This window comes from Arthrobacter sp. NPDC080082, from assembly GCF_040686595.1.
In the GTDB taxonomy this organism is placed as follows: Bacteria; Actinomycetota; Actinomycetes; order Actinomycetales; family Micrococcaceae; genus Arthrobacter.
In genome coordinates, this window is the sequence record NZ_JBFBKQ010000007.1 from 36,875 (window position 1) to 63,544 (window position 26,670).

The following is a 26,670-nucleotide window of genomic DNA, read 5'->3' on the forward strand; positions in this document are numbered from 1 at the left end:
AGCGGACCCACGTTGACAGGGCCGCGATTTCAACCGGAGCGGGAATCCTTGCTACACCTTGACGATGCAAGAGTTCCTCTCCTCCGCAATGCCCTTCCTGGCCGTGGCCCTGGCCATCATCGCCGGGCTGGCCGCCTCCTGGCTGGTGCGCCGCATCGTCCTGCGGCTCAACCGCAAGCAGGAGGCGCTCCGGGAAACCTCCCGCGTGGCCCGGCTGCCGCTGCGCTTCGCGCTCTGCCTGATCGGCGTGCGGATCGCCCTCGCCGCCACCACCAACGACGCCGACTGGCGCCGCACACTGGACCACGGCCTCGTGATCGCGTTGATCGCCTCCGTCGCGTGGCTGGCAATCGCCGTGCTGCTGATCATCGAGACCCTGGTCACCACCCGCTACCGGGTGGACGTGGCGGACAACCGGCGGGCCCGGCGGCTGCGCACCCAGGTGATCCTGGCCCGGCGGATCGGCGCGGCCCTGGTCGCGATCGTGGCGCTGGGCATCATCCTGCTGACCTTCCCCGCGGTCCAGGCCCTGGGCGCCGGGCTGCTGGCCTCCGCGGGCCTGATCTCGATCGTGGCCGGCCTGGCGGCGCAGACCTCCCTGGTCAACGTCTTCGCCGGGATCCAGCTGGCCTTCACCGACGCCATCCGGGTGGATGACGTGGTGGTGGTGCAGAAGGAGTGGGGCCGGATCGAGGAGATCACCCTCACCTACATCGTGGTGCACATCTGGGACGACCGGCGGCTGATCCTGCCCTCGACCTACTTCACCACCACCCCGTTCGAGAACTGGACCCGGCGGCAGTCCGAGGTGATGGGCACGGTGGAGTTCGACCTGGACTGGCGCGCGCCCGTGTCCGCCATGCGGGCCGAGCTGAAGCGGGTCCTGGCCGGCACGGAGCTCTGGGACCAGCGGGTGGGGATCCTGCAGATCACCGACGCGACCGCCGGCTACGTCCGGGTCCGGATCCTGGTCAGCGCCGCGGACAGCGCCGCGCTGTTCGACCTGCGCTGCCTGATCCGGGAGGAGCTGGTGCTCTTCCTCCAGGAGAAGCACCCGACGGCGCTGCCGCACTTCCGGCTCGAGTCGCTGCCGGCCGCGATCGTGGCACCGGATGCCCGGACCCCGGCCGACCCGCACGATTCCCAGCTATTCACCGGATCCCTGGAGGCGGTGGAGCGCTCCAAGGCCTTCTCCGGCCCGGGCGAGGACGTGTTCGAGGACCGGGACAAGTCCGCCGCCTCGCAAAACTAGGGGCTCTTCCCAGCGAAGGTGTACGGGCAGATAATCGGGGGCATGACCATCCCCCCGCCGCCCGGACCCGATCCGTTCCCGCCGGAACCCGGCCCCACCTCGCCGGAACCGCAGCCCGGGGACCCGTTCCCGCCCGAGCCCGGTCCCACGCCGCCGCCAATCCCCCAGCCGACGCCGAGTCCGGCTCCCGGGCCCGCCCCGGAGCCGGGACCGACGCCGCCGGGGCCCTTGCCGATCCCCGACCCGGGACCGGTCCCGCCGCCGTCACCGATTCCGCCGGGGCCTGACCCCACGCGGTTCTAGGCCATAAAGAACAGGCCGAGGCCCTGTGCGGGACCCCGGCCGGTTCATGGTTCTTGCGCGTTACTCCGTGACGATGTCGCGGGTGCGGTGGTCGTAGCGGATCACCAGGGGTCCGCCGCGGTGGTGCACCTCGTGGTTGGCGCCGTCGAAGGCGCCGAACCGGCCGTAATTTTCGTCCCAGGAGCGGTTGATGGCGATCTTGAAGCTGTAGGCACCGGCCGGCAGGTCCGCGGCGAGCTTCCACAGCTGGTCCACCTCGTCCAGCTGCATCTGGGACTCGTCGTACTGCGGGGCCCAGTTGGCCGGGGCGCCGAGCAGGACGTTGAAGTCACCGGCGACGGCGACCTCGGCGGGCTGCTCGACGGCGGGTTCAGCGGGGGGCGCCGGGGCTTCGGCAGGAGCCGCCTTGTCCGCGGCCTTGCGCTTCCGGACGGCCTTCGCCACCGGGGCCACGGCCTCCTCAACCAGCTTCGCGGCGGTGTCCGCCACCTTTTCGGCAACCTTTTCGACAGCCTTCACGGCCTTCTCCGCCCCATGCGGGGCAGCCTTCGGTGCGCTGTGCCCGGCCGGTGCCGCGGGAAGCGGGGTGTCGGCCGGGACCGGGGTGCCGGCGTCGAGCGCGGCCGTGAAGGCGGCCGGGTCCGCGAAGGCGACCGTGGCGCGCTGGCCGTCCTCGGTAATGGTCCAGCCGGAGCGGCCCTTGATCAGCCAGCCGGCCTTCACCAGCTTCGCGGACGCGGTGGTGAGCGCCTTGTGCCCGCGCGGAATGCCGCCGCTGAGCAGCTCCCGCTCCTTGTCATTCAGCGGGACCCGGGCGATCGCCTCGCCGAGGACGACGCCGGCGTTCAGCTTCTCCCCGGACCACACCCCCTCGGTCAGGACGTCCAGCACAGCTTTCAGGCGAAGGTTAGTGTTTTCCGCAGCGTTCGCGCCCATGGGTCTCCTCTAGCAGCTATTGATCCACCTGCATTTTGCCAAGGTTCCACGGCATCCGCGACCGGGCGCGGCGATTGGACCGTTGCTGTGACCGGATATGACGCGGCGAAGCGACGTGGACGGGAAGTGGATCAGAGCTTGGGGATGAGCACCGGGGTGTTCTTCTTGTACTCCTCGTAGTCGGCCTGGCCGCCCCATTTCTTGTCCGCCTTCTTCTCCAGGTGTGGGACGCCGCTGACCTTGGTGATCAGGAGCGCGACGAACACCGGGGAGATCAGGGCCACCCACTGCCAGCCCTGCAGCACGGGCAGGGCGATGATGGCGACGCCCACCCAGAGCAGGATCTCGCCGAAGTAGTTGGGGTGCCGGGATTTCGACCACAGGCCGGTGGAGATGAACTTGCCCTTGTTGGCCGGGTCCGCGCTGAACCGGCCCTTCTGCCGGTCCGCCACCGCCTCGATGCCGAACCCGGCGATCCAGACCAGCACGCCGATCAGGGCGAACCAGTCCAGCCCCACGCGGTTGGCCGAGGTCATGGCCACCCAGGCCGCGGCGGCGGTGAAGGCCACCCAGATCCCCTGCATGGTCCAGGTGGTGAGGAAGCGGATGAATGAGGGCTTGATCTCGTCGAAGCGGTCGTCCTTGCCGGCCTTGCTGATCCGGCGGAACAGGAAGGAGCCGAGCCGAGCGGCCCACACCAGCACCAGCAGTGCCAGCAGGAAGCCCCGCGCGTCGATGCCGGGCGTGAGCAGCACCAGCAGCAGGGTGACGGCGATGTAGGTCAGGGAGCCGGTCAGGTCGTAGAACCGCTCCGTCTGGCGGAGGTAGGCCGGGATGAACGCGAGCCACTGGATGATGAACGCGGCCGCCACGGCCAGGGCGAACACCGGGATGCCACCGGCCGTGGCCCCGTTCTGGCTGCCGGCCCAGGCGAGCCCGGCTCCGAGCAGCACCACCACCGGAATGACGGCGAGGGCCTTGCGTTCGGACTCATTCATGGAGCATTCCTTCCCTAGGCGGCCCGGGTCCCGGTGCCGGCACTGACTACTAAGCCTACGAACTAGTATTGAGGAAAGTTCCGTATCCACCGGCCATGCCCCGCCCACCGTCGACCGCGCACCACGCCCCGAAGGAGCTCCCATGACCCGTCCGCTCAGGAAGTGGCTGCTGGCCTACGCCGTGACCGCCGTGATTTTCGCCGCCGTCGACGCCGTCTGGATCCTCACCGTGGCCACCCCGCAGTACCGCAGCCAGATCGGCCATCTGCTTCCGGCCAGCTTCAACGCCGCCGGCGCCGTCCTGTTCTACGTCGTCTTCGTCGCCGGGATCGTCCACTACGGCGTCCGCCCGACGGACAGCCGCGCCAGCCTCCGGAGCCGGGCCGGGTCCGGAGCGCTGTTCGGCTTCTTCACCTACGCCACCTGGGCGCTCACCGCCTTCGCCGTGCTCAAGGACTTCCCCGCCGTCGTCGCCGTCACGGACATCGCCTGGGGCGCCGCCGTGTGCGCCGCCGTCAGCCCGCTGGTGGCCCTGATCCTGCGGCTGCACCACCCCCGCGCCGGCGCCGTGACTCCCGGGGACTGAACGACCGTTGCTCCGGGCAATCAGGCTGGCTACAGTGGCCTGATCGCCGCCACCCCCGCTCCCCAGGGGGCCGATCCGCGGCCCTCCCACTGTGTCAGGAGAACCCCCATGGAACACCGCACGCTTGGTTCGCTTACCGTCTCCGCCCTGGGCCTCGGCTGCATGGGCATGAGCGAGTTCTACGGCAAGGGCGATGAGCAGGAATCCGTCGCCACCATCCACGCTTTCCTCGACGCCGGCGGCACCCTGCTGGACACCGCCGACATGTACGGGCCCTTCACCAACGAGAAGCTGGTGGGCGGCGCGATCAAGGGGCGCCGCGACGACGTGGTGCTGGCCACCAAGTTCGGCAACGAACGCCGCGAGGACGGCTCCTGGGTGGGCATCAACGGCAAGCCCGAGTACGTCCGGGCCGCGTGTGACGCGAGCCTGCAGCGCCTCGGCGTGGACCACATCGACCTGTACTACCAGCACCGGGTGGACAAGACCGTGCCGATCGAGGAGACCGTCGGCGCCATGGCCGAACTGGTCCAGGCCGGCAAGGTCAAGTACCTGGGGCTCTCGGAGGCCAGCGCGGACACCATCCGCCGGGCACACGCCGTGCACCCGATCACCGCGCTGCAGACCGAGTACTCGCTGTGGGAGCGGGAGCCGGAGACCAAGGTGTTCCCGGTCCTGGCCGAGCTGGGCATCGGCTTCGTCCCCTACAGCCCGCTGGGCCGCGGCTTCCTCACCGGGCAGCTGCGCAGTGAGGACGACTTCGCGCCCGACGACTTCCGCCGCCACTCCCCGCGCTTCCAGGGCGAGAACTTCACCCGCAACCTGGAGCTGGTGGACCGGGTGACCGAGCTGGCCACCGCCAAGGGTTGCACCCCGGCGCAGCTGGCGCTGGCGTGGTTGCTGGCCCAGGGCGAGCACATCGTCCCGATCCCCGGCACCAAGAAGCGCGACCGGCTGCAGGAGAATCTCGGAGCCGTCGACGTCGAACTCACCGCCGAGGACCTGGCCCGGCTGGAGGAGCTGGCACCGGCAGGGGTGGCCGCCGGCGGACGCTACCCGGACATGGGCAGCATCGACGCCTAGGCTCTCCCGGCCCCGCCTCCGGCTTAGCGGCCGGAGGCGGCGAGTTCGGCCAGCAGCTCGGTCTTGCGCTCCTCGCTGGCGAACGAGGACCGGATGGAGTTCGCCGCGAGCCGGACACAGTCGAACTCAGAGAGGCCGATCACGCTCCGGAGCTGGGTGAAGTTGTCGTCCACGTACCCGCCGAAGTACGCCGGATCGTCCGAGTTCACGCTGACGTTCAGGCCCGCGGCCAGCATGCCCGGCAGCGGGTGCTCGGCCAGGGTGTCCACCGCGCGAAGCCGGACGTTGGAGAGCGGGCACACGGTCAACGGCATCAGCTCCTGAACCAGGCGCTCCACCAGGTCCGGGTCCTCCATGCAGCGGATGCCGTGATCGATCCGCTCAACGTCCAGGACATCCAATGCCTCGACGATGTACGACGGCGGCCCCTCCTCGCCGGCGTGCGCGATCCGGTGCAGCCCGGCGTCCTTGGCCCGGGCGAAGAGCCGCTCGAACTTCGACGGCGGGTTGCCCACCTCCGCGGAGTCCAGGCCGATCCCGGCGATCGGGGCATCCATCGCCAGCAGCTTTTCCAGCACCTCCAGCGCGGACTCCTCGGAGAGGTCCCGCAGGAATGCGGCGATCAGCAGGGTGGAGATGCCGAACTCCTCCTGCGAGGTCGCCAGCACGGCGGCCACGCCGTTGACGCAGGTTTCCAGGGCGACGCCGCGGGAGAGGTGCGCCTGCGGGTCCAGCATGATCTCCGCGTGCCGGACCCCGGCGGTGGCGGCGCGGGACAGGTAGGCCCGGGTCATGTCCGCGAAGTCCTGCTCGGTCTGCAGCACGGCCATGTTGGCGTAGTAGAGGTCCAGGAACGACTGCAGGTCCGTGAACTCGTAGCGGGCCCGCAGCTCGTCCAGGTCCGCGTACGGCAGGGGGATGTTGTTCCGCTCCGCGAGCGCGAAGATCAACTCCGGCTGCAGCGTTCCCTCGATGTGCAGGTGCAGTTCTGCCACGGGCAGCGGGCCGTGGACCTCCTCCGGGACCTCCGCGAAGTCGGGGACCCCCTCGGGCCGGGCCTCTGCTGGGTTCTCCGCTGCCTGTCCCGTTGGCTCCTCCGCCTGCGGCGCCCCATCAACTGCCTGCGGCGCCCCAGCGCCGCCGTCGTAACTTTCCATTCGGTAAGGATATGCCCGCCGCGGGCCGGGCCGGATAGAGTCAATACAATGCAGAATGATCAGCAGGCTTCCGATTTCCCCGGCCTCGCGCCCGAGGCGCCCTCGGACGGGTTCGTCCGGGTCCGCGGCGCGCGTGAGAACAACCTGCGCAACGTCGACGTCGACGTCCCCCGCGACGCGATCGTCGCGTTCACGGGGGTGTCCGGCTCGGGCAAGTCCTCGCTGGCCTTCGGCACCATCTACGCCGAGGCCCAGCGCCGCTACTTCGAGTCGGTGGCGCCCTACGCCCGGCGGTTGATCCAGCAGGGCCACAATCCCAAGGTGGAGCTGATTACCGGGCTGCCGCCCGCCGTCGCGCTCCAGCAGCGCCGCGGCACGCCCAGCTCCCGCTCCACCGTGGGCACGGTGACCACCCTGTCCAACTCGGTGCGGATGCTCTTCTCCCGCGCCGGCACGTACCCGGCCGGTGCCGCCCCGCTGGATTCGGACGCGTTCTCGCCCAATACCGCCGCCGGCGCCTGCCCGGAATGCCACGGCCTGGGCATCGCCCACACCGTTTCGGAGTCCTCGCTGGTCCCGGACGCCGACCTGAGTATCCGCGACGGCGCGATCGCCGCGTGGCCGGGCGCCTGGCAGGGCAAGAACCTCCGCGACATCCTCAGCCACCTCGGCTACGACATCGACACCCCCTGGCGGAAGCTCCGCAAAAAGGACCGTGACTGGATCCTCTTCACCGAGGAACAACCCGTGGTGGAGGTGACGCCGCAGCGGGACCGCGTCGCCAAGCCGTACAAGGGCCGGTTCTGGAGCGCCCGCAGCTACGTGCTGCACACCCTGGCCGACTCGAAGAGTTCCACCATGCGCGAGAAGGTCCTGAAGTTCATGGAGACCGGTCCGTGCCCGCGCTGCGGCGGCAGCGGCCTGCGGCCCGAGGCCCTCGCCGTGACTTTCGCGGGCCGCACCATCGCCGAGCTGAACGCGGTCCCGATGAGTGAACTCGCCGACATCATCCGGCCCACCACCGAGCTGACCGGCGCCGGGACGGCGTCACGGAAACAGTCGTCCGGGGAAACCAACGAGGTGGCGGTCGCGATCACCCGCGACCTGTTGCAGCGTGTCACCGTGCTGCTGGACCTGGGCCTGGGCTACCTGGCGCTGGGCCGCTCCACCCCCACCCTCTCCCCCGGCGAGATGCAGCGGCTGCGGATCGCCACCCAGCTGCGGTCCGGGTTGTTCGGTGTGATCTACGTCCTGGACGAGCCCTCCGCCGGACTGCACCCGGCCGACGCGGAGCCGCTGCTGGCCGTGCTGGACCAGCTGAAATCCGCCGGTAACTCGGTGTTCGTGGTGGAGCACAACATGGACGTGGTGCGGCGGGCGGACTGGCTGGTGGACGTGGGTCCGCGGGCCGGCGAGGGTGGAGGCGAGGTGCTCTACAGCGGGCCTGTGGACGGCCTCGCCGGGGTGGACGCCTCGGTCACGCGGCCGTACCTGTTCCCCGACGCCGCTTCGCCGACCGACGACGGCGGTGCGGGTTCGCGCGGCGACGGCGGCGCACGCGACGGCGACGGCGGTGGCTCCAGGGAACCGAACGGGTGGTTGAAGCTCCGCGATATCAGCCGCCACAACCTGCAGCACCTCGACGCTGACTTCCCGCTGGGCGTCCTGACTGCCGTGACCGGCGTCTCCGGGTCCGGTAAATCCACGCTGGTCAGCCAGGTCCTGGCCGGGGTGACCGGCCGCTGGCTGCACGGGGACAACGGCGGTGCTGACGGCGACGGCACGTCCGGCGGCGCTGCCGGCACCACCGTCGGTTCCGCCGCCGACCCGGAGGACGCCGGGGACGCCGGGGACGCCGGGGAGCTCACCGAACCGCTGACCGTCGGGCCCGTGACCGGCCTGGAACTGATCGACCGTCTCGTCAAGGTGGACCAGAAGCCGATCGGCCGGACGCCGCGCTCCAACCTGGCCACCTATACCGGCCTGTTCGACGCGGTCCGGAAGGTCTTCGCCGGCACGGACGAGGCCAAGGCCCGCGGCTACGGCGCCGGCCGGTTCTCCTTCAACGTCGCCGGCGGCCGCTGCGAGACCTGTCAGGGCGAGGGCTTCGTCGCCGTCGAACTGCTCTTCCTGCCCGGCAGCTACGGCCCGTGCCCCGAATGCCACGGTTCCCGGTACAACCCGGAAACCCTGGAGGTCACCTACCGGGGCAAAAACATTGCGGAGGTTTTGGGCATGACGGTGGACGCCGCCGCCGAATTCCTTGCCCCCGTTCCGGCCGCGGCCCGCGCCCTGCAGACCCTCCGCGAGGTGGGCCTGGGCTACCTACGCTTGGGCCAACCCGCCACCGAACTCTCCGGCGGCGAGGCGCAGCGGATCAAGCTCGCCACCGAACTCCAGCGTGCTCAGCGCGGGCATTCGCTCTACCTGCTGGACGAGCCCACCACCGGGCTGCACCCTGCCGACGTCGAGCTGTTGATGGCGCAGCTGCACCGGTTGGTCGACGCCGGAAACACGGTGGTGGTGGTCGAGCACGAGATGGACGTGGTGGCCGCCGCCGACTGGGTGATCGACCTCGGCCCGGCCGGCGGGGACGCCGGCGGCAAGATCATCGCCGCGGGCGAACCGGCCGCCGTCGCCCGCTCCGCCAAGAGCCGCACCGCGCCCTACCTGAAGTCCGCCCTCGGAAGCCGCGCCCGGCGCTAAGGGAAGCGCCGGGGCAGGCGGCCGGGTTGAAACCTGCTGCGGTCTGTCCTAGCGTGGGCGGATGCCCGAAATCGGGCGATCGCATGCCCGGTGCTGCCACCACCAGAACTGCCCGACCGGCAGACACCGCAGATGACCTCTATTGTCAGGGGCGGGCAGTGGCGCGACAACGCCCGGGGACGGGCCGAGCGCAGGTGGCCCTCAGGAGCAGCTGAACCACATGAAGACCTCAACCCTCACCACTGCCGCGCGCCGCGGCGCCGCCCTGGCCGCCATCTCCGCCGCCGGCGTCGCACTTTCCGCCACCGCCGCCAGCGCCGCGACCCCCGCCGCCACGTCCACCTCCACCTGGGACGCCCTGGCCCAGTGCGAGAGCGGCGGCAACTGGAGCACCAACACCGGCAACGGCTTCTCCGGCGGCCTGCAGTTCACCCAGAGCACCTGGGCGGCCAACGGCGGCACCGGCTCCCCGGCCAACGCGACCCGCGAGCAGCAGATCGCCGTCGCCCAAAACGTCCAGGCCAGCCAAGGCTGGGGCGCGTGGCCGTCCTGCGCCGCGCAGCTTGGCCTCAGCGGAGGCGGCGGTGCCAGCGTCCCCGTCCAGTCCGCCCCTGTCCAGAGCACCCCCGTCAAGGCCGCACCCCAGGCCGCCCCGATCCAGGCACCCGTGCAGGCACCCGTTCCTGCCCGGCACGCGGCCCCGGTGGCCCTCAGCGGCGAGACCTACACGGTGCAGAGCGGCGACAGCCTCAGCACCATCGCCGAGCACCTGAACATCAAGGGCGGCTGGCAGGCCCTGGCCGACGCCAACACGGACACCATCAGCGACCCGAACCTGGTCCTCGCCGGGCAGGTCCTGCAGCTTCCGGCCTAGCTTTCAGGGCGAGACAAAACGACGACGCCGGCGCGGCCTTGGGGGGCCGCTCCGGCGTCGTCGTTTGTTGTCTTTGTCGCCGTTCAGGCGGTGCGGGGCAGTTCGCGGATGATGCGGACCTTCCACGCGGCGTCGTCGCTGGTGTCCAGCAGCGCCACCGTTCCGTGGGCCAGGTTCAGGGCCACGCGCTTGGCGGCGAGGAGCTCGAGGTAGAGCTGTTCGTTCATCCGGGCGGGGGTGTCGATGACGTACTTCACGGCGTCGCGGACCTTGCGGTAATTGTCGCTGCGCTCCCGGTGCAGGTGCAGTTCCAGCATCCGGCGCTGCTTCAGCCGCGGCTCGTGCCGGTTCAGCCAGGTCACCGCGGCGTGGACGGCCACCACCAGGGCCACGGACACCACGTAGATTTCCCAGCCGCTGGAGAGCAGGAACAGCGGAAGGTTGGCGATGGCGACCAGGGCGATCAGCATCCGGAACGCCAGGATTCTGCGCATCGTCAGAGCCACCGACGCCAGGGCCGCGCGGAAGCCGTGCTGTTCCTTGCGGGCCGCGGCCGGATCCAGGGTGAATTCCTCGAGCACCAGGATGCCGTTGGCTTCCGGGCTGAGCATTTGTCCGTATTTGGGCGCAAAAGGCGCCGTCGTTTCAGGGGTCATGGCGGATCTTCCGTGAAGCGGGGTGGTTCCGATCCATGATAGAACTCCCGGCTGGGAGCTGTCTGTAGGCGCCCGGCATGTGAACACGCTCACCCCGGGCGGCCCGCAATTGGTGATGCGGGCCCGCGGCCTCAAACTGGAGAGATGCAAACTTTCCTGCCCTACTCCGATTTCCGGCAAAGCGCCGCGGCCCTGGACCGTGCCCGGCTGGGCAAGCAGCGCGTCGAGGCCCTCCAGGTGCTCCGCGCCCTGGTCATCCCCCAGTACGGCTGGCAGACCCACCCGGCCGTCCGGATGTGGATGGGCCACGTCCCCGCGCTGACTATGTACGGTCTGGCGATGGTGGATGAATGGGTGGCCCGCGGCGGGGAAGACACCACCCGCGGCCGGATCCTGGAGTTCGCGCCGCAGGCCGGCCACCCGGACTACGCGGACCGGATCCAGATGCCATACTGGCTGGGCGACCCCGGGTTCCACCTCGCCCACCGCTCCCGCCTGCTGGCCAAGGAGCCCTCGTTCTACGCCGACGTGTTCCCCGGCACGGACCCGGACCTGGAGTACCTCTGGCCGGAGCCCAAGCTCGAGCTGCTGCCGGAGGACCCCGAGGGCGAGAAGATGTGGATCCTGCGGCTGCCCGTCGAGGGCACCGATCCCTCGGACCTGTTGACGGTGAGCCTGCCGCCCGGGCGCGGCAAGGGCGCGGCCCCGGACGACGGCGAGTACCAGTTCGTCTACGCCGAGCCCACCTCCCGCCGGCCGGAGAAGAACGCCAAGAAGCGGCCCGCGAAGGCGCAGCCGAAGAAGCCCACCCGCAAGCGTCTGGCCCAGGAGGAGGCGTTCACCACGCTCCCGGGCAAGTCCGTGGTGGCTGTCCCGTTCGACGCCGGCCGCACCTTCGCCGTCGGCAAGGTCGTGGGCCGTCCGATCGAGGTGGAGGGCCGGTTCGCCCGCGACTTCGAGGTGGACGAGGTCATCGCACGCGAGGAGTTCGACTACCCGGCCCTGCTCCAGGATCCCCGGCTCTTCTTCCCGATCCCCGCGCGCTAGGCGGGCGGGGCGGCTCGCGCGGGCCGAACCCGCGAGCCAGTCCGTTGATGTGACTGGTGGGACCAGCCCCTGTGACGTATGGTGTCAGCCACCGTCCCATCGCTTCGGCGACGGGCATCACGCCAGACGCTGCTTGGGGGAAGTCATGGCTGCAGGAGAAGGAGCCGCGGAGAAGTCGCGGCTCGCAGCTGAACGGGTTGCACGTTTGCGACGGGAGCTGGAGCACGCCGAGCGGAACGCCCACGCCTGGTCCCTGGGTGCGGCGGGCGAAGCAATTCTCGCTGAGAAACTCAGAGAGATTGCGCCGCTTGGCTGGCAGGTCATCCACGATGTCCACTGGCCGGGGCGGCCCCAGGCTAATCTTGACCACGTCCTGATCGGTCCGGGCGGCATTGTGGTGGTGGACGCCAAGAACTGGAACGGGGAGGTCACTCTCTCCGGCGGAACTCTCCGGCAAAACGGATACGCCCGACACCACAGCGTCGCCGGGGTCGGTCAGCAGGCGGCCGCCGTGGCGGCGGTCCTGGAACCGGGGCATCGGCGGTTGGTACAGGGATGGATCTGCCTGGTAGGCCAGCCGGAGCTCAGCGGTACGGCGAGCGGTGGAACACGCATCGAGGGTCTCAACACCATCGCGCGGGCGGTCGCCGAGCTGCCGACGGTCCTTGATGCGGCCCTGATTCCAACAATCCATGCCTATCTGCAGTCTCTCCTGGGTGGCGCCACCAGCCCGCAGCTGCTTTCCACGGCGCAGTTCACAGCGTCCAGCACCACAGCATCGCGGCCGCCCGGTGCCGCCACCGTGCAACCCAAAAGCCGGGGCTCCCGGCGACCCCAATCTGCGCGGCCGAAGGCGCCAGCACGGAGTCGACGCCGCGGTGGCCAACAGAAGGTGAGCTGCATCGGGGCGCTCTTCAGGTTGGCCGTCCTCATGATTCTGCTGTCCTTCATCTTCAGCTTTCTCTCCGGCCTCAGGCCTACAGCGCCGGCTGGCCCGCCAGCTCCACAGCCGACACCTACCGTGGTCCAGCCCGTTCCGAAGCGCTAACCTCGTCCACTCGCCGAGTCCCCGCAGCGGCGCGTTCCCAACCGGCCCGATCCGACCCGGCACAGAGCCCCTCCGATTTGCTGGCAGACTTGCCGGTATGACTGTTCTGCTTGCCGGATGCGGCGACCTGGGGACTGAGGCCGGGCTGCGGTTTGCCGCCGCCGGACACCGCGTGGCGGGCTGGCGACGCTCGCCGGAGAAGCTGCCTGCCGGGATCGAAGGCTTTGCGGCGGACCTGACCCGTGGTGAGCTGCCGCCCGTCCCGGCGGACACCACCGCCGTCGTCGTGGCCGTCGCCGCCGACTCGCCCACCGAGGAGGCCTACCGCGCCGCCTACGTGGACGGCCTGTCCCGGGTGCTCGACGCCGTCCTCGCCTCCGGGGCTCCCGTGCGGCGGGTGTTGTTCGTCTCCTCCACGGCGGTCTACGGCGATGCCGACGGCGGCTGGGTGGACGAGGCCTCCGCACCGAACCCCGGCGGCTTCTCCGGGCGCATCATCCTCGAGGCCGAACGGCTGCTGGCCGACCGGCTCGAGGGCACCGGCATCGCCCCGGTGGTGCTGCGCCTCGGCGGGATCTACGGCCCGGGCCGGACCCGGCTGATCGACATGGTCCGCGGCGGCAAGGCCACACTGCCGGCAGGTTCCAAGCTCACCAACCGCATCCACCGCGACGACGCCGCCGCCGCGATCGTGCGCCTCTGCACGATGGAGGCCGAACCAGCTCCGCTCTACCTGGGCGTCGACAACGAACCGGCCGAGATGGCGGACGTCCTGACCTTCCTCGCCGCGGAGCTGGGCCTGCCCGCCCCGCAGCCGGCGGACCCCGACGGCGGCGGCCGCACCGGCAGTGACCGCCCCACCTCGGGCCGTTCCTCCGGGGAACCGTCCCGCGGCGGCAACAAGAAGGTCAGCAACGCCCTGCTGCGCGGCACCGGCCTGGAGTTCACCTACCCGAGCTACCGTGAGGGCTACCGCGCCGTGCTGGCCGGCGTCGGCGTCCGCCACCCCTAACTCGGACCGCAGCAGAACCACGCCACCCACCCGTCCCAAGGAGCAGCATGGACTTCAGGAGCATCATCGAGGCCGTCGGCGGCTTCATGGACTTCGCCGGGGTGGCGGTGATGGTGGTGGGCGCCCTGGTGTCGCTGCCGATGGCGCTGCGGGGCGTCCAGCCCCGCGGTCTGCCCGCGGATTCGGAGCCGCTCTCGAAATACCGGTCCTACCGGCAGCTGCTGGGCCGCTCGATCCTGCTGGGCCTGGAACTGTTGGTCGCGGCGGACATCATCCGCACCGTGGCCATCACCCCCACCTTTGAGAGCGTCGCCGTCCTCGCCATCATCGTGCTGATCCGGACGTTCCTGAGCTTCTCGCTGGAACTGGAAATCACCGGCCGCTGGCCCTGGCAGAAGCCCTCCTCCGGCAGCCGGGCCGAGACCGGCGCTGCCTGACCGTTCCTCCCTGAGCAAAACCCCTTCTCCGGCCAGCCGCACCCGGTTAGGCTCGCGAAATGACGGAAACCACAGCCTCCAAAGCCACCGAACTCCTCCGCCTGCACCAGGCACCCGAGATCCTCCAGGTCGTCAACGTCTGGGACGCCATCAGCGCCAAGGTCATCGGCGACGTGCCCGGCACCCGGGCCCTCGCCACGGCCAGCCACTCCATCGCCGCCTCGCTCGGCTACGAGGACGGCGAGAACATCCCGCTCGATGAGATGATCGCCGCCATCGGCCGGATCACGGCCGCCACGGACCTGCCGGTCAGCGCCGACCTCGAATCGGGCTACGGCACCCCCGGCGAAGCCGTGCGGAAGGCGATCGGCGTCGGCGTCGTCGGCGCGAACATCGAGGACCAGATGCGTCCCCTCGCGGACGCGGTCGCCCAGATGCGCTCGGTGACGGAGGCCGCCGCGGACGAAGGCATCGACTTCGTTCTCAACGCCCGCACGGACGCGTTCCTCAAGGGCAAGGACCGGGACCAGCGCGAGGTCCTGACCGACGCGATCGAACGCGGCCGCGCCTTCCTGGACGTCGGCGCCACCACCGTGTTCGTGCCGGGGCTGCTGGACGAGGGGACCGTCGCCGCGCTGGTGGACGGGATCGGCTGGAACAAGGTCTCCGTCATCAACGTCCCCGGCTCCCTGGCCCCGGCCCGGCTGCAGGAACTCGGCGTCGCCCGGATCTCCTACGGCCCGTGGACCCAGCGGGTGGCGCTGACCGCCCTGGCCGACACCGCCGCCCAGCTCCTCGCCGGCGGCGCCCTGCCCGACGGCACCCGGCCGCTGAACTGATGGATCCCTGGCCCGCGGCGCCGGAGCTGCCCCGCCCGGTCATTATGGACCAGCGCTGGAGCCACGCCGTGTTCCTGCACTGGCGCATCCCCCGGCCCGCCGCCGCGCGCTTCATGCCCGCGGGGGTGGAGCCGGACGAGTTCGACGGGTCCGCCTGGGTGGGCCTGATCGGCTTCCGGATGCAGGGCGCTGGCATCGGCACCGGCCCGGCCATCCCGTATTTCGGCAGCTTCACCGAGATCAACGTCCGGCTCTATTCGCGGGAACCGGACGGCACCCGGGGCGTGGTGTTCCTGTCCCTGGACGCTTCCCGGCTGGCGGTGGTCCTCGCGGCGCGGGCCGCGGGCATCCCCTACGTCTGGTCCCGGGACGGCTACCGCCCGCAGACCCCGGAGGACCCCGCCACCGGGTACACGGTGCGGCGGTTCCGGGGCGGCGCGGCCAGCGACTTCGCCGTGGTTCCGGACTACGACGGCGCCGCCGGAGACCCGCTGTCCGTGCACCTGACGGCGCGGTTCGGGCTGCACTCCCGGTTCCACGGCCAGACCCTCTACATCCCCAACACGCACACCCCCTGGCCGCTGTACCCGGCGCGGATCGCGCGGCTGGAGGACGGGCTGGTGGCCGCGGCCGGGATCGCGGTGGACGGGCCGCCGGAGTCGGTGCTGTACTCCCCCGGGGTCCGGACCCAGTTCGGCCGGCCCCGGGCACTGACGGGTTCCGGCCGGGCGAGCTCCGGCCGCGGCTGAGGCGCTCCCCGATCCGTCCTGACGGGCTTCAAGGGTCTTTCTTCCCTGTCCGTCGCGCCCGGGGAGGCGTGTAGTGGATGGGGTCCGGTCTCCACCCCGGGAGCCAAGGCAGGCACATCATGGAGCACATCTCCCCACCTCTTAGACGCCGCATGGTCGCCCTGACGGGAGCAGCCGTCCTGTGCGGATCATTATTCGCGGCCGCGGATCCCGCCCGGGCCGACGACGGCGGTCCGGTCAGCATCGAGGCGGCGGCCCTCCGCAGCCACGGCGCGGACGTGAGGGTCAGGCTCAGCTACCGGTGCGACGAGGGCCGGAGCGCCGGCGTCGGGATCGTCCTCAGCCAGGCAACACCGTCCGGGCCGGATGTCGTCGGCGGCGCCGGTACGGGCCAGCGCCCCTGTACCGGTGAGACAGAGACCGTCACGCTCACGTTGCCGGCCGCAGGCGGCCGCTTCGCTTCCGGAGAGGCCTCGGCGGCCGTGTCGCTCTTCACCAACGCGCCCGGGACACCGGACACTATCGAGCAGTTCACGACGACGGTCTGCCTGGAGCACGGCGGCCCCGGTAGCCAGACCGGTCCTTGACCGTCCTGCCGCCGCGTCCGGGTTACCGTCCCGCGGCGTACCCTTGCGCGCCCCGCGGGTTCGCGGCCGCCTGCAGCACGCCGGTTTCCGGGTCCCGCGCGACAGCAGAGATCCGGCCCAGGCTCCAGCCCGGCGCCGTCGTCACCGCGTGTCCGCGGCGCTTCAGCCCGGCGATGACCTCGTCGCCCAGCCGTTCCTCGACCACCGCGCCGCCGGGTTCCCAGGTGCGGGGCCAGAAGGAGCCCGGCATCGACGTCGTGTGGAAGGTGGGCGCGTCGATGGCCTGCTGCGGCGTGTACCCGCCCACGATGGTGCGCAGCAGGTACGGCAGCTGCCACTGGTCCTGCTGGTCGCCGCCGGGTGAGCCGAGGGCGGTGACGGCCTGCCCGTCGCGGAGCACCAGGGTGGGCGTCAGCGTGGTGCGGGGCCGCTTCCCCGGCGTCAGGGTGGAGGGGGTGTCCTCCTCGAGCCAGGTCATCTGCAGCCGGGTGCCCAGGCAGAATCCCAGCTCCGGGATGGCCGGGGAGGACTGCAGCCAGCCGCCGGAGGGGGTGGCGGAGATCATGTTGCCCCAGCGGTCGACGACGTCCACGTGGCAGGTGTCGCCGCGGGTCTCGCCGGTGCGGGCCACCGTCGGTTCCCCGGCGCCGAGCCCCGCCGGGCCCGGCCCGGCGCCGTCGTGGACCAACGCGGGCGGCGTGTACTCGGTCCGCAGCGGCGGCAGGTAGGGTTCCCGGCCGGGCACCGTCCCGGGGCGGAACTCGTGGGAAGCCCGCTCGGTGATCAGCGCCCGCCGCTCGGCGCAGTATTCGGGCGAGAGCAGGTAGTCCAGCGGCACCTCGGTGTCGCCGTAGTAGGCCTCCCGGTCCGCCAGCGCCAGTTTCTGCGCCTCCAGGATGGTGTGGGCGCCGAGCTCGGTGGACGGGTCCAGGTACCGGTCCTCGAAGCCCTCCAGGATTGCGAGCGTCTGGAGCAGCGCCGGCCCCTGTCCCCAGGGACCGGTCTTGGCGATGGTGTAGCCGCGGAACTCTACCGTGGCGGCGGGCTCGTACCCGGCGCGGAATCCGGACAGGTCCCCGGCCGCCAGCACGCCGGCGTGGTCCGTTCCGGAGGAGTGCCGGTGCGGGAGCTGGACGGAGGCGACCATGGCGCTGGCCACGAACCCCTCGCTCCACTCGCGCCGGGCCGCGTCGATCCGGTCCTCGCGGGAGCCGCCGTCGGCCTGCCCGGCCGTGACCAGGCGCTCCAGGGTGCGGGCGTAGGCCGGGTTGCGGAACAGCTCCCCCTCGGCGGGGATGGTGCCGCCGGGCATCCAGAGCTCGGCGGAGCTGGGCCAGTGCTCGCGGAACAGCTCGGCCACGGTCGCGATCGTGGCGCCCACCCGGCTCAGCAGGGGGTGTCCGTCGCGCGCGTAGCCGATCGCGAACTCCAGCACCGCGTCCAGTTCCCACGTGCCGTGGTCGCGCAGCAGGAGGAGCCAGGCGTCGACGGCGGCGGGCACGGCCGCGGCGAGGGCCCCGGACCCGGGAACCAGGTCCAGGCCCTCGCTGCGGTAATGCTCCACGGTGGCGGCGGCCGGCGCCGGGCCCTGACCCATGAGCACCACCGGGGTGTCCGGGTCCGCGGCGGTGACCAAGACGCCGGTCATGTCCCCGCCGGGACCGTTGAGGTGCGGCTCGACGACGTGCAGGACGAAGGCGGCCGCGACGGCGCCGTCGAACGCGTTGCCGCCGCGTTCCAGCACCGCCTGCGCGGCCGCCGTCGCCAGCCAGTGCGTCGAGGCACTCATGCCGAAGGTGCCCTGCAGGGTGGGCCGGGTGGTGAACAGATCCGGAGCGGTAAACGTCATGCTCAGCCGAACAGCGCCGTCACTTTGGTCAGCGTCTCGTAGACGCCGTAAGCCAGCGGCAGGCCCACCAAGGCCCACGCGATGGTCAGCCGGGCGGGGGACGCGTTGACGGGGCTGTCGGCTCCGTGCGGGTGCTGGGTGCTCATCTCAGGCCTCCATGGCGGGTTCGGTGGAGCGGTTGCTCTCGGGACGGGGTTCGTGGAAGCGGGCGGCGACGGGCTTGACCATCAGGTTGGCCACGAAGCCCACCACCAGCAGGGCCACCATGGTCAGCAGCGCCGGCTGGTAGGACGCGGCGTTGAGCTTGCCCGGGGTGCCCTGGGCGTCGAGGAACGCGTTGACGATCAGCGGCCCGGCGACGCCGGCGGCGGACCAGGCGGTCAGCAGCCGGCCATGGATCGCGCCCACTTGGAAGGTGCCGAAGAGGTCCCGCAGGTAGGCCGGGGCGGTCGCGAAGCCGCCGCCGTAGAAGGAAATGATCAGGAACGCCAGCGCTACGTAGAGGATGGTGGTGGAGGACCCGGCCAGGGCCAGCAGCACGTACAGCACGGCGCCGACGCCCAGGTACACCATGTAGATGCGCTTGCGGCCGGTGACGTCGGAGGTGGCGGACCAGGCGAAGCGGCCGGCCATGTTGCCGATGGACAGCAGCCCCACGAAACCGGCGGCGACGGCCGCGCTGACCAGTGAGGTGCCGCCGGGCTGGCGGAAGAAGTCCTGGATCATCGGGGCGGCCTGCTCCAGGATGCCAATGCCGGCGGTGACGTTGCAGAACAGCGCCACCCAGACCAGCCAGAACTGCGGCGTCTTCACCGCGTTCTTGGCCGAGACGTTGTCCGTGGTGACCAGCTTCGCGGCCTTGACCTTGGACGGGTCGAAGCCGACGGGCTTCCAGCCGTCGGCGGGGACCTTGATGGTGAACGCGCCGAAGAGCATGTAGGCGAGGTAGACGACGGCGAGGGTCAGGAAGAGCTTGCCGACGGCGTCGCCGCTGGCCACCCAGCCCTGGGCGCTGGAGTTGGGGTCGTAGGCCTTCAGCAGGGCGGTGGAGACGGGGCTGGCGATCAGCGCGCCGCCGCCGAAGCCCATGATGGCCATGCCGGTGGCCAGGCCCGGCCGGTCCGGGAACCACTTGATCAGGGTGGACACCGGCGAGATGTAGCCGATGCCCAGGCCAATGCCACCCACCACGCCGTAGCCCAGGTAGACCAGCCACAGCTGGCGGGTGAAGATGCCGAGGGAGCCGATCAGGAAGCCGCTGGCCCAGAACATGGCCGAGGTGAACATGGCCTTGCGCGGGCCGTTCTTGTCCACCCAGGTGCCCATGATGGCGGCGGAGAGGCCCAGCATCACGATGGCGATGGAGAAGATGATACCGATCTCAGTCAGGCTGGCGCCAAAGTGTTTGACCAGGGCGGTCTTGTACACGCTGGTGGCGTAGGCCTGGCCGATGCACAGGTGCACGGCGAGCGCGGCGGGCGGAACCAGCCAGCGGTTGAACCCCGGAGGGGCGATTGTGCGGTCACGGTCCAGCCAGCCCATTGGTGCTCCCCTTGCTCAGTCGGGGACGACGCCGTCCCCGCAGTTTGATCTGCGCCTCCCCGGGGCACAGAGGCGAAAGGCCTCACTTGGGCCGTTGCCTCCGGCAATCATGGTGCAGATCACACGTCGGCGTCGAGGTTCCGAAGTCACGACGGGCGGTTTCACGATGAGCGGTAGCATTTTCGCGACGAACGGTAGGCGCTACTTCCCGAGTCCCGCCCGCCGCAGGGCTTCGGCCATCGCGGTGTTCCCCGGCGCCGGGGCGGCAGGTCCCTTGGGAGCCGACGTCGGGCGTGGCCCGTGCTGGCCCCGGCGGTCGCCGTCGGCCGCGCCCCGCCGGTCGCCGCCGCCCTGGCGCGGTGCACCGCCGTGCCGGCCCCCGCGCTCGCTCCCGCCGCCCTGGCGCGCGGCACCGTCGCCGGGTTCGTCGTCGAGCCGCAGGGTCAGGGAGATCCGCTTGCGGTCGGGGTCGGCCTCAAGCACCTTGACCCGGACCACCTGGCCGGACTTGACCACCTCGTGCGGGTCGGAGACGAACCGGTTGGCCAGCGCGGAGACGTGGACCAGCCCGTCCTGGTGCACCCCGACGTCGACGAACGCGCCGAACGCCGCCGCGTTGGTGACGGTCCCCTCCAGCACCATGCCCGGCACCAGGTCCGAGATCTTCTCCACGCCCTCGCGGAAGCTCGCCGCGGCAAACTCGGGCCGCGGGTCACGGCCCGGCTTTTCCAGTTCGGCGATGATGTCCCGCACCGTGGGCAGGCCGAAGCTGCCGTCCACGAAGTCCTGCGGGTTCAACGCCGAGACGCTGCCTGCACCGGCGGCGGCCTTGATCCGGCGCGCCAGCGGGTAGGACTCCGGATGGACGCTGGAGGCATCCAGCGGCTCCGCTCCCCCGCTGATCCGGAGGAAGCCGGCGCACTGTTCGAAGGCCTTGGCACCCAGCCGCGGTACCTTCTTCAGCTCGCTGCGCTTAGCGAAGGGCCCGTGCTCGTTCCGGTACGCCACGATGTTCTCGCTCAGCAGCGGCCCGACGCCGGCCACCCGGCTGAGCAGCGCCGGGGAGGCGGTGTTGACGTCCACGCCGACGGCGTTCACGCAGTCTTCGACGACGGCGTCCAGGCTGCGGTCCAGCTTCGACGCCGTCACGTCGTGCTGGTACTGGCCGACGCCGATCGACTTGGGTTCGATCTTCACCAGCTCCGCGAGCGGGTCCTGCAGCCGCCGGGCGATCGAGACGGCGCCGCGCAGGGAAACGTCCATTCCGGGCAACTCCGCTGCGGCGAGCGCCGAGGCGGAGTAGACGGACGCACCGGCTTCGGAGACGACGAGCTTCTGCGGGGAGGCGCCTCCGGCACCGAGCTGCTTGATCAATTCGGCCGCGAGCTTGTCCGTCTCCCGGGAGGCGGTGCCGTTGCCGATCGCGACCAGCTCTACCTCGTGTTTGCGGGCCAGGGCGGTGAGGGTGCGGAGCGCCTCGTCCCATTTCCGGGCCGGTGCGTGCGGGTAGACCGTGTCAGTGGCGACGACCTTGCCGGTGCCGTCCACGACGGCGACCTTCACACCGGTCCGCAGTCCCGGGTCCAGGCCCAGGGTGGCCTTGTTCCCGGCCGGGGCGGCGAGCAGCACGTCGCGGAGGTTCGCGGCGAAGACCCGCACGGCCTCGTCCTCCGCGGCGGCGAACATCCGGCTGCGCAGGTCACCGCTCAGCCGGGTCAGGACCCGGGAGCGCCACGCCTGCTGCGCGGTCTGCAGCAGCCAGGCGTCGGCGGGCCGGCCGCGGTCGGCGACGCCAAGGAACCTGGCCACGGCGGCCTCGTAGCGGGCGCGGGCGGCGGCCAGGGCGGCGTCGTCGTCCGGGGCCGCCTCGCTCAGGTCCAGCTCCAGCACGCCGTCCTTCTCGCCCCGCAGCAGCGCGAGGACCCGGTGGGAGGGCATGCCGGCCGGAGCCTGGGCGAACTCGAAGTAGTCCTTGAACTTCTGGCCCTCCGCCTCCTTGCCCTTCTTCACGCGGGAGACCATCCGGCCCTGGGTCCAGAGCCGCTCCCGCAGCGTCTCGGCCAGATCGGCGTCCTGGGCGACGCGTTCGACCAGGATGGACCGGGCGCCGGCGAGTGCGGCGGCGGCGTCCCCAACGGCGTGCTCGGGGTTGAGGTAGCGGGCCGCCTCCCGCTCCGGGTCGCGGTCCGGGTGCCGGAGCAGCGTGTCCGCGAGCGGCTCCAGACCGGCCTCGCGGGCGGCCTGGGCCTTGGTGCGGCGCTTGGATTTGAAGGGCAGGTAGATGTCTTCGAGCCGGGACTTGGTCTCGGCCCCGACGACGGCTGCCTCCAGTTCCGGGGTGAGGGCGCCCTGGGCGGCGATCGCTTCGAGGATGGTCCGGCGGCGGTCCTCGAGTTCGCGCAGGTAGCGGAGGCGCTCCTCCAGGGTGCGCAGCTGCGTATCATCCAGGGTTCCCGTGGCTTCCTTGCGGTACCGGGCGATGAACGGCACCGTGGAGCCGCCGTCGAGCAGGGCCACCGCCGCCGCCACCTGCCAGGCTTTGACGCCCAGCTCCTCGGCAATCAGGGTCTCGATGGCGGTGACTGGACGGTGCTGGGAGCTGGAGTTCACCCAGCCATTTTGCCCTATCCGGGCTCCCGCACGTCCTGGACCACCTCGTTATGGCGGAGGAACCAGGGCTTGAACGGCGGGTCGAACCGGGCGAACCGCGGCGGTCCCACGGTGGTGAGGCCGGCGAGGGCCAGCGCCGCGTGCAGGCCCTCGAGGCGGCGCCGGAACGCGTCCTCGGTGCCCGCGCCGGAGAACCGCACCGCCGCGGCCAGGGACCCGGGCACGGAACGGATGTGCACCTCGGGGCTGGTGGGCACCGGCGCCGTCTCCGCCGTCATACCGGCCGGGAGCACGAACGCCACGGCGAAGTCCGCCGGGCCGTCGCTGCCCGGCAGGGGACCCTGCTGCAGCACGGGTGCGGTCATGGCGATTTTCTGCCCGGATCCGGAAGCCTGCAGTACCGGGGCGGTCATGGCCACCTTCTGCCCGGCGGTGTTGGCGCCGCTGATGTAATTGAAGAGGTAGCGGAAGGCCGCGTTTCCGGCCCGGTCGAACCGGGCGTTGACCTGGACCTCGGCGACAACGTGGGCTGGGTAGCGGCGGAGTTCGAAGTGCGGATAGCTCCGCACCAGGTCAAAGGGCTGCTGTTCGGTCATGGTCATCCGACCCTACGCCGGTCCTCGCGGCGCGGCCAGACCTGGCGGCGTGCCAGGGGCCCGGAGGCCTTGTTGTCGGTGGGCTTTGGTAGCTTGGCAAAAGAGGCACGGCGGACAGAGACGAGGTGGGGACACAGTGTTTTTCCTTGAACCGGGAGTACCCGGCGCGGCCCCGGACCTGGTCTACTCTGCGAGCGACCTGGTGGTGGCCGCAGAGTGCGAGTATCAGTTGCTGCGCAAGCTGGACGAGAAGCTCGGCCGGGCGGCGAAGGCCGACTTCGGCGCCGACGAGATGCTCCGGCACGCGGCTGCGCTGGGCGACGTGCACGAACACACGGTGCTGGATACCTTCGTCGCGGAGTTCGGCCCCTGGGATGCTGCCCGCGGGGCCGGGGTGTACGACGTCGTTGCCGCCGAGGGCATGGAGCGCGCCACCCTGGTGGCCAAGCACGAGGAGTCGATCGCAGCGCTGCGGGCCGGCGCCGACGTCGTCTTCCAGGCCGCCTTCTTCGACGGGCAGTTCCACGGCCGCTCCGACTTCCTGGTCCGTCAGGACGACGGCGCCTACGCGGTGTTCGACACCAAGCTGGCCCGCCACGCCAAGGTGACCGCCCTGCTGCAGCTGGCCGCATACGGCGACCAGCTGCTCAAGGCCGGGATCGACGTCGCCCCGAACGTCACCCTGGTCCTCGGTTCCACCGTGCCGTTGCCCGGCGGCGGCTTCGACTACGTCCGCAGCCACCACAAGCTGGCGGAGATCCTGCCGGTCTTCCGGGAACGGCGCGAACGGTTCCTTACCCTGACCGGGGCGCACGCGGCCCGGCCCGGGACCGTCGCCTGGGGCGCGGAGGGGATCAGCGCCTGCGGACGCTGCGACTACTGCCGGGAGCAGGTGGCCGCCACGGACGACCTGCTGCTCGTGGCGCGGATGAACGCGGTGCAGCGGAAAAACCTGCACGCACTGGGTATTTCCACGGTGGCGCAGCTCGCGGAGGCCAACCTGACCGGCGCCTCCTCCACGCTGCTGCGGCTGCAGGAACAGGCCCGGATCCAGAGCGGGCGCGGCCCGGTAGACGGGGAAGTCACTTACCGCAAGGACGGCGAGGAGCACACGCTGCGCTACGCCGTGCTGGGTCAGAACACGCTGGCGGAACTGCCGCCGCCCAGCCCCGGGGACATCTTCTTCGACTTTGAGGGCGACCCGCTCTGGCAGGACGCGGCCACCGGGATATGGGGGCTGGAATACCTCTTCGGCGTCATCGAGGCGCCCGTCTCGCCCGGCGTACCGGGGGTCTTCCGTCCGTTCTGGGCACACAGCCGGGAGGCGGAGAAGCAGGCGTTCCTGGACTTCCTGGACTACGTCGAGAAGCGCCGCAGCGAGTTTCCCGACATGCACGTCTACCACTACGCGCCGTACGAGAAAACGGCGCTGCGGAAGCTCTCGGTGCAGCACGTCGCCGGCGAGGACACCGTGGACCAGTGGCTGCGCGACGGGCTGCTGGTGGACCTGTACCAGACGGTCCGCAACAGCATCCGGATCTCGGAGAACTCCTACAGCATCAAGCGGCTCGAGCCGCTGTACATGGGCAGCAACCTCCGCACCGGGGACGTCAAGGACGCGGGCGCCTCCGTGGTGGCCTACGCCCACTACTGCGAGGCGCGCGACGCCGGCCGGGACGAGGAGGCGGCGGCGATCCTGGCCGGAATCTCGGACTACAACGAGTACGACTGCCTCTCGACCCTGGAGCTGCGGGACTGGCTGCTGCGGCGGGCGGCCGAACGCGGCATCTCCCCCGCGGCGGACGGTACGGACGGTCCGGCGACGGCTGCCGACAGCTCGGCTGCGGGGTCCGGCTCCGCCGGAGCGGTAGCTGCCGACGCCGGCGGAGATGAGGCGGGTGCCGCGGAGCCGGTGGGACCGGCCGAGGCCACACTCCTTCGTTTCGCCGCACCCGACTCGGGGCTGGCCGAGGACGACCGCAAGGCCGTCGCCATGCTGGCCGCCGCCGTCAGTTACCACCGGAGGGAACGGAAATCGTTCTGGTGGGCTCATTTCGACCGGTGCGAACTGGGACCGGACACCCATGGTGAAGACCGGAACGTCTTCCTGGTCGAAACCGCGGAGATCCTGGACGACTGGCATCGGGAAGGCCGGAAACTGCCGGAGCGCCGGGTGAAGTTGACCGGCACCATCAGCCCGGGATCGGACCTGCGCGAGGGCAGCAAGTGGTTCCGGATGTACGGCCACCCGCTGCCCGCCGGACTTGAAAGCACCGGCAAGAGCGGGACCGGCCGCAACGGCTGGTTTGGCACCGAAGTCCTGGAACTGGGCGACGAGGACGGCAAGGACACGGTCATCATCCGGGACCGGCTGCACCGAAACATCGAGCCTTACGCTGACCTGCCGATCGCGCTCACCGAGGACCAGCCGATCGCCACCAAGAGCCTGGAGCAGGCGCTGGAAACGTTGGCCGCCGACGTCGCCGCGGGGCTGGAGTCGGGAACCCTACCGCGGCACCCGGCCCTCGATCTCGTCCGCAGGCTGCCGCCCCGGCTGGCTGGAGGCTCACCGTTGCCGCAGCCCGGGGAGGGGCCGGACCGGTTTATCGACGCCATCACCGGCGCCGTGCTGAGCCTGGACCGCTCCTACCTAGCCGTGCAGGGCCCGCCCGGGACGGGAAAGACCTACGTGGGTGCCCGCGTCATCGCCCGGCTGGTCGAGCGCGGCTGGAAAATCGGCGTCGTCGGACAATCCCACTCCGTCGTGGAACACCTCCTCGGCACCGCCGTCGCCGCTGGCGTCAGCCCCGCCCTCGTGGCCAAGGACGTGAAGCACTCCGAGCCGCTCCCCTGGGAGGCCCGGAGCGCCAACGACGTGTCCGCGCTACTCGCCGCGCGGGGTGGGGCACTGATCGGCGGCACCGCCTGGACCCTCACCGGCTCCACCGTCCCGGCCGGAGCCCTGGACCTGCTGGTGATCGACGAGGCCGGGCAGTTCTCGCTGGCCAACACCCTGGCGGTGGCGCAGGCCAGCAGCAGACTCTTGCTGCTCGGCGACCCGCAGCAGCTGCCGCAGGTCAGCCAGGGCCAGCACCCGGAGCCCGTGGACGAATCGGCGCTCGGCTGGATCTCCGCGGGGCACGCGACACTCCCGCCGGAGCTCGGCTACTTCCTGGCCGACTCTTGGCGGATGAACTCGGCGCTCTGCCGGGCCGTCTCGGAGCTCGCCTACGACGGCCGGCTGCGGTCGGCTCCGGCAGCCGACCAGCGCCACCTCGACGGGGTCCCGGCCGGAATCGAGACGGTCATGGTCCCGCACGCCGGCAACACCACTTCGTCCCCGGAGGAAGCGGCGGAAGTCGTCCGCCAGGTCCGGCGGCACCTCGGCCTGATGTGGCACTCCCCGGAGGGCGGCAGGCCGTTGGGCACCGAGGACATCCTGGTGGTGGCCGCCTACAACGCGCAGGTCAACCTCATCCGAGAGGCGCTGGGCTGTGCCGGCCTGGGCGGGGTCCGGGTGGGCACGGTGGACAAGTTCCAGGGCCAGGAGGCGGCGGTGGTGCTGGTGTCGATGGCCTGCTCGGCCGTGGCCGACGCACCGCGCGGCATGGAATTCCTGCTTTCCCGCAACCGGATCAACGTGGCTGTGTCCCGGGGGCAGTGGCGCGCCGTGATCGTCCGGGCGCCGGAGCTCACCCACTATCTGCCGCCGCAGCCGGCGTCGCTGGAGCAACTGGGAAGCTTCATTGCCCTGTGTCAGCGCTCGGTCGGAACCGGTACCGGGGGTTAAACGCCAGGCGGCG

At 70.9% G+C, this 26,670-nt stretch carries 22 protein-coding genes; 13 read left to right on the forward strand and 9 right to left on the reverse strand.

Annotation, left to right across the window (positions count from 1 at the left end):
* Nucleotides 1-64: 64 nt before the first annotated feature.
* Complete coding sequence (locus AB0O44_RS14450; RefSeq protein WP_364138565.1) at nucleotides 65-1,252, forward strand: mechanosensitive ion channel domain-containing protein; 1,188 nt, start codon at nucleotides 65-67, stop codon at nucleotides 1,250-1,252.
* A gap of 363 nt (nucleotides 1,253-1,615) precedes the next feature.
* On the opposite strand, the gene AB0O44_RS14455 is transcribed toward AB0O44_RS14450, so the two are convergent.
* Entirely contained in the window at nucleotides 1,616-2,491 is an 876-nt protein-coding gene (locus AB0O44_RS14455) for a glycosidase (RefSeq protein WP_364138567.1), read from the reverse strand.
* A gap of 131 nt (nucleotides 2,492-2,622) precedes the next feature.
* Nucleotides 2,623-3,489: a DUF1295 domain-containing protein gene (locus tag AB0O44_RS14460; protein ID WP_364138569.1), complete on the reverse strand. Its 867-nt coding sequence runs from the start codon at nucleotides 3,487-3,489 to the stop codon at nucleotides 2,623-2,625.
* 142 nt (nucleotides 3,490-3,631) lie between these two features.
* Here AB0O44_RS14460 and AB0O44_RS14465 point away from each other — a divergent pair, with 142 nt between their 5' ends.
* Together AB0O44_RS14465 and AB0O44_RS14470 are read left to right on the forward strand one after the other, a co-directional pair.
* Nucleotides 3,632-4,075, forward strand: a complete 444-nt coding sequence (locus AB0O44_RS14465) for a DUF2177 family protein (RefSeq protein ID WP_364138571.1) — start codon at nucleotides 3,632-3,634, stop codon at nucleotides 4,073-4,075.
* A 108-nt stretch (nucleotides 4,076-4,183) separates the two neighbouring features.
* Entirely contained in the window at nucleotides 4,184-5,158 is a 975-nt protein-coding gene (locus AB0O44_RS14470; RefSeq protein ID WP_364138574.1) for an aldo/keto reductase, read from the forward strand.
* Between the two features lie 23 nt (nucleotides 5,159-5,181).
* Here AB0O44_RS14470 and AB0O44_RS14475 read toward each other — a convergent pair whose 3' ends face one another.
* The gene (locus AB0O44_RS14475) at nucleotides 5,182-6,315 is read right to left on the reverse strand and encodes an adenosine deaminase (RefSeq protein WP_364138577.1); all 1,134 of its coding nucleotides are present in this window, start codon (nucleotides 6,313-6,315) and stop codon (nucleotides 5,182-5,184) included.
* A gap of 48 nt (nucleotides 6,316-6,363) precedes the next feature.
* Here AB0O44_RS14475 and AB0O44_RS14480 point away from each other — a divergent pair, with 48 nt between their 5' ends.
* Together AB0O44_RS14480 and AB0O44_RS14485 are read left to right on the forward strand one after the other, a co-directional pair.
* Nucleotides 6,364-9,021 (forward strand): excinuclease ABC subunit UvrA, encoded by a 2,658-nt coding sequence (locus tag AB0O44_RS14480; RefSeq protein WP_364138579.1) that lies wholly within the window; start codon nucleotides 6,364-6,366, stop codon nucleotides 9,019-9,021.
* 220 nt (nucleotides 9,022-9,241) lie between these two features.
* Entirely contained in the window at nucleotides 9,242-9,895 is a 654-nt protein-coding gene (locus AB0O44_RS14485; RefSeq protein WP_364138582.1) for a transglycosylase family protein, read from the forward strand.
* Nucleotides 9,896-9,978: 83 nt separating this feature from the next.
* On the opposite strand, the gene AB0O44_RS14490 is transcribed toward AB0O44_RS14485, so the two are convergent.
* Complete coding sequence (locus AB0O44_RS14490) at nucleotides 9,979-10,551, reverse strand: hypothetical protein (protein WP_364138584.1); 573 nt, start codon at nucleotides 10,549-10,551, stop codon at nucleotides 9,979-9,981.
* A gap of 144 nt (nucleotides 10,552-10,695) precedes the next feature.
* On the opposite strand from AB0O44_RS14490, the gene AB0O44_RS14495 reads away from it, so the two are divergent.
* From AB0O44_RS14495 to AB0O44_RS14525, 7 genes are all read left to right on the forward strand, one after another.
* Entirely contained in the window at nucleotides 10,696-11,598 is a 903-nt protein-coding gene (locus AB0O44_RS14495) for an MSMEG_6728 family protein (protein ID WP_364138586.1), read from the forward strand.
* 145 nt (nucleotides 11,599-11,743) lie between these two features.
* Nucleotides 11,744-12,646 (forward strand): nuclease-related domain-containing protein, encoded by a 903-nt coding sequence (locus tag AB0O44_RS14500; RefSeq protein WP_364138588.1) that lies wholly within the window; start codon nucleotides 11,744-11,746, stop codon nucleotides 12,644-12,646.
* Nucleotides 12,647-12,743: 97 nt separating this feature from the next.
* Nucleotides 12,744-13,658, forward strand: a complete 915-nt coding sequence (locus AB0O44_RS14505; RefSeq protein ID WP_364138591.1) for an SDR family oxidoreductase — start codon at nucleotides 12,744-12,746, stop codon at nucleotides 13,656-13,658.
* Nucleotides 13,659-13,705: 47 nt separating this feature from the next.
* A complete protein-coding gene (locus AB0O44_RS14510; RefSeq protein WP_364138593.1) occupies nucleotides 13,706-14,095 on the forward strand; it encodes a DUF1622 domain-containing protein in 390 nt (129 codons plus the stop codon).
* 59 nt (nucleotides 14,096-14,154) lie between these two features.
* Nucleotides 14,155-14,934 carry an isocitrate lyase/phosphoenolpyruvate mutase family protein gene (locus AB0O44_RS14515; protein ID WP_364138596.1) on the forward strand — a complete coding sequence of 260 codons (780 nt, stop codon included), beginning with the start codon at nucleotides 14,155-14,157 and terminating at the stop codon, nucleotides 14,932-14,934.
* Complete coding sequence (locus AB0O44_RS14520) at nucleotides 14,934-15,683, forward strand: DUF2071 domain-containing protein (RefSeq protein WP_364138599.1); 750 nt, start codon at nucleotides 14,934-14,936, stop codon at nucleotides 15,681-15,683. Before AB0O44_RS14515 ends, AB0O44_RS14520 begins: the two co-directional genes overlap by 1 nt.
* Before the next feature lie 119 nt (nucleotides 15,684-15,802).
* Nucleotides 15,803-16,270: a hypothetical protein gene (locus tag AB0O44_RS14525; RefSeq protein ID WP_364138602.1), complete on the forward strand. Its 468-nt coding sequence runs from the start codon at nucleotides 15,803-15,805 to the stop codon at nucleotides 16,268-16,270.
* A gap of 22 nt (nucleotides 16,271-16,292) precedes the next feature.
* Here the strand turns inward: AB0O44_RS14525 and AB0O44_RS14530 are convergent, their stop codons facing one another.
* From AB0O44_RS14530 to AB0O44_RS14550, 5 genes are all read right to left on the reverse strand, one after another.
* Nucleotides 16,293-18,119, reverse strand: a complete 1,827-nt coding sequence (locus tag AB0O44_RS14530) for a gamma-glutamyltransferase (protein WP_364138605.1) — start codon at nucleotides 18,117-18,119, stop codon at nucleotides 16,293-16,295.
* Nucleotides 18,120-18,121: 2 nt separating this feature from the next.
* Entirely contained in the window at nucleotides 18,122-18,265 is a 144-nt protein-coding gene (locus tag AB0O44_RS14535; protein ID WP_364138608.1) for a hypothetical protein, read from the reverse strand.
* 1 nt (nucleotide 18,266) lies between these two features.
* Nucleotides 18,267-19,661: an OFA family MFS transporter gene (locus AB0O44_RS14540; protein WP_364138611.1), complete on the reverse strand. Its 1,395-nt coding sequence runs from the start codon at nucleotides 19,659-19,661 to the stop codon at nucleotides 18,267-18,269.
* Between the two features lie 201 nt (nucleotides 19,662-19,862).
* A complete protein-coding gene (locus AB0O44_RS14545; protein ID WP_364138614.1) occupies nucleotides 19,863-22,271 on the reverse strand; it encodes a Tex family protein in 2,409 nt (802 codons plus the stop codon).
* Nucleotides 22,272-22,285: 14 nt separating this feature from the next.
* Entirely contained in the window at nucleotides 22,286-22,867 is a 582-nt protein-coding gene (locus tag AB0O44_RS14550) for a heme-binding protein (RefSeq protein WP_364138617.1), read from the reverse strand.
* Between the two features lie 136 nt (nucleotides 22,868-23,003).
* On the opposite strand from AB0O44_RS14550, the gene AB0O44_RS14555 reads away from it, so the two are divergent.
* Entirely contained in the window at nucleotides 23,004-26,657 is a 3,654-nt protein-coding gene (locus tag AB0O44_RS14555) for a TM0106 family RecB-like putative nuclease (protein ID WP_364138619.1), read from the forward strand.
* The last annotated feature ends 13 nt before the right edge of the window (nucleotides 26,658-26,670 follow it).